Source organism: Streptococcus sp. IMAU 99161, from assembly GCF_014435245.1.
Classification (GTDB): domain Bacteria; phylum Bacillota; class Bacilli; order Lactobacillales; family Streptococcaceae; genus Streptococcus; species Streptococcus lactarius.
The window spans coordinates 504-13219 of the sequence record NZ_JAAPAW010000007.1; the positions used below are offsets into that span (position 1 = coordinate 504).

General features: G+C 41.2%; 7 protein-coding genes. 1 reads left to right on the forward strand and 6 read right to left on the reverse strand.

The annotated features are described in order from the left end of the window. The 6 genes from HA044_RS03690 to HA044_RS03715 all read right to left on the reverse strand — a co-directional run. The coding region (locus tag HA044_RS03690; RefSeq protein WP_187539423.1) for a Spy0128 family protein at window positions 1-6840 on the reverse strand (6840 nt) is incomplete at its 3' end. Between the two features lie 241 nt (window positions 6841-7081). Next, on the reverse strand, window positions 7082-7576 hold the full coding sequence (locus tag HA044_RS03695) for a carbonic anhydrase (RefSeq protein WP_187539425.1): 495 nt from the start codon (window positions 7574-7576) through the stop codon (window positions 7082-7084). 122 nt (window positions 7577-7698) lie between these two features. Beyond that, window positions 7699-9075 carry a DNA repair protein RadA gene (radA, locus tag HA044_RS03700; protein WP_187539431.1) on the reverse strand — a complete coding sequence of 459 codons (1377 nt, stop codon included), beginning with the start codon at window positions 9073-9075 and terminating at the stop codon, window positions 7699-7701. Window positions 9076-9088: 13 nt separating this feature from the next. After that, the gene (locus HA044_RS03705) at window positions 9089-9628 is read right to left on the reverse strand and encodes a histidine phosphatase family protein (RefSeq protein WP_187539427.1); all 540 of its coding nucleotides are present in this window, start codon (window positions 9626-9628) and stop codon (window positions 9089-9091) included. 18 nt (window positions 9629-9646) lie between these two features. Continuing rightward, the gene (locus HA044_RS03710) at window positions 9647-10102 is read right to left on the reverse strand and encodes an isochorismatase family protein (protein ID WP_120701521.1); all 456 of its coding nucleotides are present in this window, start codon (window positions 10100-10102) and stop codon (window positions 9647-9649) included. 9 nt (window positions 10103-10111) lie between these two features. Further along, on the reverse strand, window positions 10112-10558 hold the full coding sequence (locus HA044_RS03715) for a dUTP diphosphatase (RefSeq protein ID WP_187539434.1): 447 nt from the start codon (window positions 10556-10558) through the stop codon (window positions 10112-10114). A 420-nt stretch (window positions 10559-10978) separates the two neighbouring features. Here HA044_RS03715 and HA044_RS03720 point away from each other — a divergent pair. Beyond that, window positions 10979-12716 (forward strand): Ig-like domain-containing protein (locus tag HA044_RS03720; RefSeq protein ID WP_187539429.1); only part of this gene is annotated, 1738 nt, incomplete at its 3' end.

Consider the following 12716-nt stretch of genomic DNA (forward strand, 5'->3'; position numbering starts at 1 on the left):
GCGTTTAGTGAAGTTGAATGACACGTCAACTGGAACGTTGTTGACACGTTTTTCAGTTGGTTTGCTTGGTTTTTCAACTTTCTTCGTTGTTGGGTTGTAGTAGTTCACTACTTGAGCCGCAGTATTTTCGATATCTGCACCACCAGGAACATCAGCTTTCACTGTTGTTGGGATGTCGAACTTGTAGTAGCGTCCAAATGCGAATTTCGTTGTATCAATGATTTGAGTGTTTTCAGCGTCGCCAAGTGACTTCGTGAAGCCATCTTTCAGGTTAGCTGTCACAATACCGTTATTAATAGCAATATCGAACTTAGTTGTTACATCTGCGCCAGTAACTGAATCGTAAACCTTGATGTCTGATGCAGTAACCGTCAATTTATCCTTGTCGTAGTTATCTGTGATACCAACTGTTTGGATGTTATCTTTGTTGTTTGCGTCAAACTTAGTTGTATCCAACCATACTTGGTAGTAAAGTTTAGATCCACGTTCAACTGTCTTGGTATTCAAGTTTTCAGCTTCGTTGTTGTTTGTATTGTCGACATATGGGTTAGTATTTGTTTCACCATATTTATCTGTCAATTCAGAATCGTCATCAACGAGCTTCGTACCTGTGATATCGAACTTCGCTTTAGAAACAACGTATTTCTCTGGTTGGAACTTAGGTTCTGTTGGTGGAGTGACACGGTTGTTGAATTCTTTATCGGCAGGATCTGTCACGTTTGTGATCAAGGCTTTCGCTGTACCATCGTGACTGACTTTAACCGTTACGACTGCAGCCATTGGGTCGTAAGTGACAGTCGAGTCTGTACCTTTCACCTCTGTTACAGTGTAAGTGTAAGTACCTTCTTGACCCTTCTTGTACTTAAGGGCTGTGACAGTTTCACCAGCTCTGTTTGTGTAATCAACTGGTACGAACTTGAAGTTACCGTCTGCGTCGTTGGTTGTCCTTGCGATCACAACATTGTCGCTGTCTTTCAACTCGAATGTGAATTCGCCAGCTTTAAGCGCACGACCTTCCAATTTCTTAGTGAAGTTGAATTCTACTGAGATTGGAACACTGTTAACACGTTTTTCAGTTGGTTTTTCTTTTGGTGTTACAGATTTATGAGTTGGGTCATAATAGTTCACAACTTGAGCTGCTTTGTTTTCAATATCAGCACCAGCTACGACATCGTCTTTCACTGTTGCTGGGATATCAAATTTATAGTAGCGGCCAAATTCGAACTTAGTTGTATCGATTACTTGAGTATTTTCAGCGTCGCCAAGTGACTTCGTGAAGCCTGCTTTCAGGTTAGCTGTCACAATACCGTTATTAATAGCAATATCGAACTTGTTAGTAACATCTGCACCAGTGACTGAATCGTAAGCCTTGATTTCAGATGCAGTAACATTCAACTTCGTTTCGTCAAAGTCATCTGAGATACCAACTGTTTGGATGTTATCTTTGTTATTTGCGTCAAACTTAGTTGTATCCAACCATACTTGGTAGTAAAGTTTAGAGCCACGTTCAACTGTCTTAGTATTCAAGTTTTCAGCTTCGTTGTTGTTTGTATTGTCGACATATGGGTTTGAATTTGTTTCACCATATTTATCTGTCAATTCAGAATCGTCATCAACGAGCTTCGTACCTGTGATATCGAATTTCGCTTTAGATACAACGTATTTCTCTGGTTGGAACTTAGGTTCTGTTGGTGGAGTGACACGGTTGTTAAATTCTTTATCAGCAGCATCTGTGACAGTTGCTACGATTGCTTTAGCTGTACCGTCGTGAGAAACCACAACTTTCACAGTCGCAACCATTGGGTCGTAAGTAACGGTACTATCAGCACCACGAACTTCTTCTACAGTGTAGTTGTAAGTCTTACCAAGATCATCGCGACCAAACTCAAGTGTCTTGAAGTTTACTTTACCACTTGCATCATTGTGAACACGTTCAACTTCTGTACCATTTTTCTTCAAAATGAATTCGAATTCGTTAGCTTGAAGCGTACGTCCAGCAAGAGTCTTCGTGAATTTAAGATCAAGTGGAATTGGAACACTGTTGACACGTTTTTGTGTTGGTTTGTTTGGTTTTTCAACTGTCTTGCTTACTGGGTTGTAAACGTGAACTGTTTGGTTAGCTGTATTTTCAATATCAGCACCAGCCGCAACAGATGTTTTAACAGTTGCTGGAATATCAAATTTATAGTAACGACCAAATTCGAACTTAGTTGTATCGATAACTGGATTGTTTACTTTATCTTTGATGAATTCTTCTTTAGAAGTTGCAGTGATGGTACCATTTTCAACTTTGATGTCGAACTTGTTCGTCACATCTGCACCAGTAACTGAATCGTAAGCCTTGATGTCTGAAGCGTTCACTGTCAATTTGTCAGCATCGTATTTATCGGATACACCAACGTATTGAACGTTGTTTGCTTCAGTAAATTGATTTGTATCAAGCCATACTTGGTAAACCAATTTAGAACCGCGTTTAACAGTCTTGGTATTCAAGTTTTCTGGTTCGTTGTTTGCAACACCATCAGCATATGGATTTGCGTTAGTTTCAGCGTATTCATCTGTCAACTCATCGTCATCATCCATCAATTTTCTACCAGTAACATCGTATTTTTCTTTGCTTACAACGAATTTTTCTGGTTGGAATTTAGGTGTTTCTGGTGGTGTTACTTTGTTGTTGAATTCTTTATCCGCAGTACCGTCAGTAGCGTTACCGTTGGCATCTTTACCACCTGTTGAAGATACATTGGTAACAGTTGTCAATGAGTGACCATTCTTAGCAACTTTAACTGTAACAGTAGCTTTCATGGCATCGTAAGTCATACCAAACTCTTTGTTGGCTGGGATAACTTCTTCTACTGTATAAGTGTGAGTACCTACTTTAGTATTGTCAAATGACAAGTTAGAGAAGGATACGTTACCAGCAGCATCATTTTGTACAGTTTCAACAACTGCACCTGTAGCAGCATCTTTCAATACGAAGCTGAATTCACCTGCTTTAAGGGCGCGACCCGCCAACTTCTTAGTGAAGTCGAACTTGGTCACAACTGGAGCAACAACATAGTTGTTGAATTCAGTATCAGCTGGCATTGTAACAGCTGCGTTCAAAAGACCAGTTTGAGCATCTTTTGTGACGTTAACAGTCACAACAGCGTTCATTGGATCATAATCGATGTTGGTATCTGTTCCAGCTTTTTCACGTACAGTGTAAGTATGTGTCCCTGCAGCAGCGTATGAGATTGCATCGAATTGGATTGAACCGTCCGCTGCATTTTGTTTCGTTTGGATCACATTGCCATTTTCAAGCAATTCGAAGGTGAAGGCATTGGCTTCAAGAGTCTTACCTTCCAAACGTTTTGTGAAGCGGAATTGTGCTTGGGTTGCAGCAGGAGTGAAAGTATTGTTGAATTCAGTATCTGCTGGAAGCGTATTAACTGCTTTAAGAACATGACCATCTTTAGTGACAGTGATGGTTACTGCAGCTTTCATTGGGTCATATTGCATACCAGTTTCTGAACCACGAACTTCTTCAACAGTGTACTTGTGAGTACCAACTTGTGCATTTGTGAATGTCAAATCGTCAAAGGCGATCACACCACTAGCATTGTTAGTTTTTGTTTGAAGAACTGTTCCGTTGGCATCTTTCAATTGGAAAGTGAACTCACCATCTTTAAGGGCACGACCTGCAAGTGCTTTAGAGAAGTTGAACTTGGTCTTAACAGGAGCAACGGCAAAGTTGTTGAACTCAGTATCTGCTGGCATTGTAACTGCAGCGTTCAAAAGACCAGTTTGAGCATCTTTTGTGACGTTAACAGTCACAACAGCGTTCATTGGATCGTAATCGATATTGGTATCTGTTCCAGCTTTTTCACGTACAGTGTAAGTATGTGTACCTGCAGCAGCGTATGAGATTGCATCGAATTGGATTGAACCGTCCGCTGCGTTTTGTTTAGTTTGGATCACATTGCCGTTTTCAAGCAATTCGAAGGTGAAGGCATTGGCTTCAAGAGTCTTACCTTCCAAACGTTTTGTGAAGCGGAATTGTGCTTGGGTTGCAGTTGGGGTGAAGGTATTGTTGAATTCAGTGTCTGCTGGAAGTGTGTTAACCGCTTTAAGAACATGACCATTCTTAGTAACCGTAATCGTTACTGCAGCTTTCATTGGGTCATATTGCATACCAGCTTCTTTGTTTGCCGGAACAACTTCTTCTACAGTGTAATGATGGACACCAACTTCAGCTTTTGTGAATGTCAAATCGTCAAAGGCGATCACACCGCTAGCATTGTTAGTCTTCGTTTGAAGAACAGTTCCGTTCTCATCTTTCAATTGGAAACTGAACTCACCATTTTTAAGTGCACGACCTGCAAGAGCTTTGGTGAAGTCAAATTTCGTCTTAACGGGGGCGACAACGTAGTTGTTAAAGACCTTATCATCATCGCTTATTTTATATCCACCTTCAGCACTGTATTTAACTTTAGCTTGCAAATCACCCGCAGCATTTTGAGTAACCGTGACAGTCATGGTCACTTCCATGTCATCGTAGTCAACATTTGCATCTCTGCCACGTAACTCAGTGATGGTGTATGTATAAGTACCTACTTTATCAAATGTCAATTTAGAGAAGGTTGCTTTACCATCTTTGTTTGTAACAGTTTCTTCCACACCAGGTTCAGAAGATTTTTCCTTAATCTTGAAGCTAAATTCACCATTTACAAGTTTACGACCTTCCAATTGCTTTTCAACTTCAGGAATAACTGTTACAGGCTCTGGTTTTACATAGTAGTAAACAGGTTCTTTGTAAGGAACTAAGGTGTTGAGCAAGTCAACGTTGGTACCAATACCTTTTACTCCACGCTCTAATTGGGCATTTGGAGAAAGGTGACCAATATTATCTCCCAAGAATGGAACAAATACCGTCTTTTTAGGGACATAACCGGCAGCGTCTTGGAAATCAAATGGAACTTCAATACCATTTGGATGGTTGACGCCATCATTACCTCTGAAAGCAATCGTACGAAGCGGTGTCTTTTTAACCACCAATTCTTTTGTATTGGCTTGCCCTGGTTTGATTGGTTCAGTTTCTGCTATGAGCATATAACCATCAGTACTCAAAGTACCATCTGAACGTTTGCTTTGTTGTCTTGGATCTAAAAGATAAACACGGATGACAACCGTACCGTCTTTACCTACAATTTCCTTGATACGTTTGATTCCTGCACGCTCAGCGTCCATAAATCTGGTACCTACAGTGTAAGGCTTGCTGACATAACCAGATTTTTCATTCGCGTCAGCTGTCTGATAAAGTTTATAATTCACAAACTGACGTTCACCAGAAGCAGTGAAGTTTTGACCTTCCATAGCTGTTATTGAATAACTTGCAAGTTCTACTTCATTCCCGTTAGGTTTATAAGTCTGTGCTGTTTTATCCGTTTTATTAGGATCATAAGTTGGGTTGTTTTTATCAACTACTTTATAAAGCGTTTTTTGATTGACAGTGACAGGGATTTTGTCATTTGAATCTGTGATAGTACGACCATTGTAAGCTGGTTCAACAACGTTGATAATATCCGTTGTCGTACGAGCATTATAAACCGCATCGTAACGAGTTTTCTCTGCTGGAGTTAAGGTATGGCCAGCAGCAACTAAGGCTTTGATAGCTGCTCCAACTTCGTAACCGTTTTGAATAAACGGTTTATCTGATTTATCAGCAGCAGCTCCCCTACCTTCATTGTAATCTACTTGGAAAGTCAATTCTCCGTTCGATGCAGCAGTTGTAGTTGTGAATTTTTGGATACCACTTGAAGCAGTAATTTTCCTAGTTTCAACAACAGCGCCCGTATTTTTATTAATCAATTCAACTGTTGTATCTGTTGAATTATCAAAACTCTTATAGGCACGTGCATAATAGTTCGTATGATAACGTTCATTAAACTTCGTTAAATCCCAGATACCGTATGTATAGAAGTCACCTTCTTTTCTTTCATAACCAGCTGGTACAGATTGAGATGAAACACCTGATCCATTTGGATCATCCATAGTAGGAGTTGCTTCTTCATCAGTTTTCAAAGTTGTTTCAACATCAATAGGTTGGTTATTGTGGTCTGTCAAAGCACGACGTCCACGACGGCTACGACCTGATGCCAAAGCTCCGCCGTTCGTCATATCAGTTGCGGCACGATCAAGTACTGCACTGCGATCTTCAGCTGCTGCTTGATCTGCTTTAGGAGCTTCAGTACCACGAAGTGAGGCTACTTGCACTTTAGGCTTGAGGGCCACTGTTGGTGTTGCAGCTTCACTTGTGCTTGCTGCTTCTGAGCTTTCGCTAGTTGCAGCGCTTGTAGAAGCAGCTGGTTTTGCTGCTTCTGACACAGCACTGTGTGCTGGGCTCTTTTCATCAGCTTTTTTCACTTCTGGTCTAGCGGTTGCTTTTGGTGTTTCAGCTTTTGGAGCTGGTTTTGCTGTTCCTTCAGATTCAGCTGGTTTTACAGCTTCTTCAGCTTTCGTAGCCGTTTTTGCAGTTTCCTCAGCTTTTTCTGCTGCTTTATTAGCCTCAGATTGGGCTTTGACTTCCTGTGCAACACCTGTATTTGCTTGATCGACATTCGCTGCTGGGACATCATAAGAAGCTCCGGCATTAGAGGCAGCTGGTTCAGCTGCTACTGTGCTATTTGATGCAGACTTCGTCGAAGCCGACGTCGATGCATCTGAAGGGGCAGTTGCTTCATCCGCAGAAGCCGTAGTGGCACCTGCAGCGAAAAGAGCTGTCCCTAAGAGAACAGAACAAACACCAATGCTATACTTTCGCAAGGAAAAACGCTGGCGTCTATTAAATACATCCTTCATTTGATAGGATCTCCTTTTTCATATTTCATGATTCCATGATACAAACAAAATTGTAATATTATAGACATATTTTGTCAATTTGTTGTAATAAAATTGTTTTATTTTTAATATTTCCCCGAATTCTATACCCCCACCCCCTCTGTTTTTGAAATTTTTTCCCAATCGGTACACTTAATTTAAACAACAAAAAAAGCCATAGTAGATCTATAAATAGGGATCTATCACAGCTTTTCTTCTTTATTTATTTTACTTCTGAAATCAAGCCAGTATTGACATCGTATACGGCTCCGGAAATCTTCACATCCTCTGGAATCAAAGGGGAAGCTTTCAAGATCTCCATATCCTCTCGGACACTTTCTTCCACATCCTGGAAGGGAAGGAAATCACGATCGCCCACGTCTACTCCGAGTTCCTTCTTGAGATACTGACGGAAGGGCTCATTTTCAAAGGTTTGTGCCCCGCAATCCGTATGGTGCAGGACCACGATTTCGCGAGTTCCCATCTGCTGCTGAGAGATCACGAGCGAGCGAATCATATCCTCGGTCACGCGCCCTCCGGCATTCCGCAAAATGTGGGCGTCCCCCAAGGCAAGACCGAGGGCTGGTGCCACGTGAAGACGAGAATCCATACAGGTCACAATGGCCACTTTTGTTTTAGGCTTGATCGGTAGATGGAGATCTCCATGCAAGCCGACATAGGCTTGGTTGGCTTTTAAAAAATTATCAAAATAGGTCATAGCCACTCCTTCATTTACTTTGAGATTCAAATTATCTATTATTGTACCACAATCTACCTGTCCTGTCAGAAACGAGCCTTTAAGATTTGTCACACCGGAAAAAAGGCCCTCAGCGTTTGCATCTAGGCTTTTTCTTTCCATTGAAATACTTTCTTTAAGACTTCACTCAGAGTCGTCACACCAACCACTTGAATTTCGGATGGTGTCGTGATCCCTGTCAGAGAATTTTTCGGTACATAGATTTTTGTAAAACCGAGCTTAGCCGCTTCATTGATCCGCTGCTCAATCCGATTGACCCGACGGACCTCTCCTGTCAAGCCCAACTCTCCAACAAAACACTCCTGCGGGTTGGTTGGCTTGTCCTTGTAGCTGGAGGCAATGGCAACGGCAACGGCTAAGTCAATCGCAGGTTCATCCAATTTGACACCACCTGCAGACTTAAGGTAGGCATCCTGATTTTGAAGGAGCAAACCTGCCCGTTTTTCCAGAACAGCCATAATCAAACTTACACGGTTAAAATCAAGCCCTGTCGTCGTACGCTTAGCATTTCCAAACATAGTTGGTGTCACCAAGGCCTGCACTTCTGCAAGAATAGGACGCGTCCCTTCCATAGTCACTACGATGGACGAACCAGTCGCTCCATCCAAACGTTCTTCTAGGAAAACTTGACTCGGATTGAGTACCTCAACCAAGCCGCCTGACTGCATCTCAAAGATTCCAATCTCATTGGTGGAACCAAAACGGTTTTTGACCGCTCTTAAAATTCGGAAGGTATGATGGCGTTCGCCCTCAAAGTAGAGCACCGTATCTACCATATGCTCCAACATTCGAGGACCAGCCAAAGTTCCTTCTTTGGTCACATGCCCTACGATAAAGATGGCGATGTTATTGGTCTTAGCCAACTGCATGAGCTCAGCTGTTACTTCCCGCACCTGAGAAACTGATCCCTGGACCCCTGAAATCTCCGGAGACATAATGGTCTGGATGGAGTCGATGATAAGGAAGTTAGGCTGGATGCGTTCCACTTCCGCACGCACGCTTTGCATATTGGTCTCGGCATATAGGTAAAACTCGCTATCGATGTCCCCCAAGCGCTCTGCCCGTAACTTGATCTGCTGGGCCGACTCCTCTCCACTAACGTAGAGGACCGTTCCCACTTGAGATAGTTGGGTCGATACTTGAAGGAGGAGAGTAGACTTCCCAATCCCTGGATCTCCCCCGATGAGGACGAGACTTCCTGGGACGACACCACCTCCAAGGACGCGGTTGAATTCCTCCATCTCCGTCTTAGTCCGATGGACATTGATGGAGGTCACATCCGCCAGTTTCATGGGTTTTGTTTTCTCACCTGTCAAGGACACCCGGGCATTCTTGACCTCTGCGACCTCAACCTCCTCGACAAAAGAAGACCAAGAACCACAGTTAGGACAGCGCCCTAGGTATTTGGGTGAATTGTAGGCACAATTTTGACAAATAAATGTCGTTTTTTTCTTAGCTATACGATACCTCTTTCTAAATCTCTATCTCACACTCAATCACTTGACAAAAATCAATCTTCTCATTTGGCACAAACTGGCACATGAGCATTCCGTGAGTTACAATGATAATAGTTTTATAATTTCTATATTTTTCCAAAGCTGTTAAAAAACGATGACGCATCTCTAGATCAGTTTCATAGCGATAAGGAGAATCTTCAGATAAAGCTCCTTGATGTTTTAGATAATATTCATGAGCTACCAATACACTAGTTAAATCAGAGTTAGTGCCATCTATGTCTGGACGCCACTCATGAAAAAACGGCTCCACAAATAAGCCCAATCCTGTTTCAACTGCTATATAATGTGCTGTTTCTAAAGCCCTCGTCACAGACGATGAAATAATAATCTCTGCCTTTCCAAAACATGCAGTTTTAGCAACTTCTTTTGCCAGACTGCGACCTTTTCCTGTCAATGGTGCTAAATCACGACCAAAACCACTATAGAGTTGCGGATTTTCAAGTTTATCAAGCATACTATAATCTGGCTCCCCATGACGGACAAAAATAATTTTCATATTAAGATCCCCATAAAACTATCCAATCTTGATTCCGCAATCTTGCCACTGCTTCAGTGTTTTAGAGAATTTCTTCTGGTTGGCAACTCCGACAGCAGACAAATCGACAGAAACCTGATAATTCTCCTTGACAGCTGCCAAAACGGAAGCCTTGACACAGCCATTGCCATCTACCCCTATAAATTCTATGCTTTTAGCACCATTTCCCTCTAAAAAATCTTTTAAATCTGGATTAGTAAAGCAAGAAGCCCGACGCTTCTCAAAGATACGAGAAGATACAAGCAGCAAGCCGGTCGCAAATTTCTTCTTTCTGTCTTTTCTCTCCCAGAAAAAACGATTGAGAATATAGATAACTCGGTCGCTGGGATAGGTAGCAATTTTGTCATTTACAGCTGCAGTCAGTTCTTCATGATATGCTTTTCCTACAGCAACATAATCTGACTGCATGTCTACAACTAATAAATAGTCTGCCATTTTATTCCTCTATTTCCCAGTTGATCCAAAACCACCAGTTCGAACACCGTCAGCTTCATCTCCATCTGCGATTAAAAATGGTGCAAAGACAGCCTGAACCACACGTTCCCCAACTTCAAGAACAACTTCTTGATCGGTGATATTTTTCATCTGTGCAAAGATATGGCCTTCATTTCCTGGGTTGCCATAGTAGTCTCCATCAATAACGCCCACAGAGTTGATCAAGACCAGGCCTTTTTTGCGAGGATTAGAGGAACGGTCATAAAGATAGAGCACCTCACTCGCTTGCATATAGGCCTTGACCCCAGTTGGAACGAGGACGATTTCTCCTGGTGCAATCACTGTGCGCTCTGCCACCTTTAAGTCGTAGCCAGCTGCATGGGTCGTCTCCCGTTTTGGAAGCAAGTCCTGATTGGTATAGCTTGATACAAGTTCAAATCCACGAATTTTTGTCATCATAATTCCTCTTTCATTCTAAATAGTTTCTATCTCTTCTATTATACCATCACTTTTTTGAAAAGCGTTCCTTCAATTCTATTATTCGTAATTTTTTTAAAATTCCCTTTCAGTCAGTAAGTTGCATGTAATTTTCATGTTTTTTCTGAAAATAAAAAACCTTTATGAGTCATTTGACATACAATGTGTGCTAAAAAATTCTATTTTTAGGTTGAATCTACTCTTTAATTTTGCTATAATTCCTCTTATAGGGAATAATTTTAAAACTAAAATATTTTTCTTACTAAAACAAATATATGGGGGTCTTTCTCAAGATTCAATTTGGAAACTGGAGATCTTACAGAGCGGATACAGATCTCAACCAGTTTGACCATATGGTTTCGTGGGAATAGGATTTTTATGAAAAAAGGGGAAGATAAAATGGATAATAGAAAAAACATCAAAATTTTTGCATTTATCCTTGCTTTATTAACGGTTCTTTTCACTCTCAGCCTGACCAAAACGTCAGCCGAGACACCTGGAGTAACCATTACTGGTAAATTTGTAGATACCATTTTAAATGTTCAAGTGTCTAACAATGAAGGTGGGAATCTTGATTGGGAATTAGGAGAATGGGCAACATTCCGAATCAATGCCGACTTTAACTTAGCCGGTAAGGATGTTAAAGCAGGAGATACAACCGATATCACTGTATCAGATGCTTTGATCATTACATCACAAAGCTTTGATATTAAAGATGAAAAGACCAATGAAGTCATTGCTCATGCAAAAGTGGATAAGGATAATAAAAAGATTTCATTAACTTATACGGATTATGCGGAGAAACATTCAGATACACATGGTAATTTTTATTTCTACGCTCGTATCGACTTCAAGAAGCACCCTCAACAAGGAGAAATTCCGGTTGAAGTGACGGTTAACAACAAAACAACTATTGCAGGTAAAGTTACCTTTAAAGGTGTTGGTGATGGTAATCCAAACCTTTTAAAGAAAACAAGTTGGGTTCACTCAGATGATCCTAAGACTATTTCCTATGGCATTTCTGTGAACCAACTAAAGCAAAATATTAAAAAGGTAACAGTAGAAGACAAATTGCAATTTACCAATGCTTCTTATGTTAAAGATAGTTTTCGTGTGACAAAAGGTGAGATGTCTTATGTAAATGGTGAATGGCAATTTAATAATACTAAGGATGTAACCAATGAACATCCAGTTACTGTTGGTGAAAATGGTCAATCATTTGTTGTGAATCTTGGAGATATCAGTGAAACGGATCAATACCGTATTACGTATGATGTCCATTTAAATTACTCACCAGCCGATGGCGAAATTTTAAGTAACCAAGCTACCTTAAAAGGGAAAGATATAGAAACTAAAGTAGCCATCAACAAAGCTGCAGTTCAAATTGCAGGTGGATCAGGTATCGGTTATGTCTTTACCATTCATATCCATAAGGTAGGCGATAAAGACGAGCCTCTTGCTGGGGCAAAATTCAAAGTGATACGTCAAGCCAACAACCAAGTAATCGGTGAATATGTGACCGATAAAGATGGGAATATCACAGTCAACGGTCTTTTAAAAGATAAATACATCTTAACTGAGTTACAGGCACCTGAAGGTTATACCATTACTACTGCTGATACCCCAGTTAATGCTGAAGATTTTAGCGGAGCGGACCATGCGGTAACGAAGACAATTGTCAACCCAAAAGAAAAACCAAAAACAACCACAACTACTAGCACAACTACAACTACTACAACTACTACGACTACAGTAGCGCCTACTACTAGTACTACAACTACAGTAGCACCTACTACTAGCACTACGACTACTGAAGCACCTTCTACTAGCACTACGACTACTGAAGCACCTTCTACTAGCACTACAACTACAGTAGCGCCTACTACTAGTACCACAACTACAAAAGAGACTACTACTAGTGCTACAACTACAAAAGAGACTACTACTAGTGCTACAACTACAAAAGAGACTACTGCTAGCACTACAACTACAGAAGCGCCTACTACTAGTACTACAACTACACCAGGAACACCTACTGCTGGCACAACAACTACACCAGAAGGACCATCAAACAACCATTCTGGAACGACCAAGTCAACGAATGGTCGTCGCAAAGGTTTCCTTCCAAATACAGGGG

What these genes read in the sequence shown, in the direction of transcription:
- HA044_RS03695 (WP_187539425.1), bottom strand. Translation starts at nt 7,576, where the DNA reads ATGACCTATTTTGATAATTTTTTAAAAGCCAACCAAGCCTATGTCGGC.
- HA044_RS03705 (WP_187539427.1), bottom strand. Translation starts at nt 9,628, where the DNA reads ATGAAAATTATTTTTGTCCGTCATGGGGAGCCAGATTATAGTATGCTT.
- HA044_RS03710 (WP_120701521.1), bottom strand. Translation starts at nt 10,102, where the DNA reads ATGGCAGACTATTTATTAGTTGTAGACATGCAGTCAGATTATGTTGCT.
- HA044_RS03715 (WP_187539434.1), bottom strand. Translation starts at nt 10,558, where the DNA reads ATGACAAAAATTCGTGGATTTGAACTTGTATCAAGCTATACCAATCAG.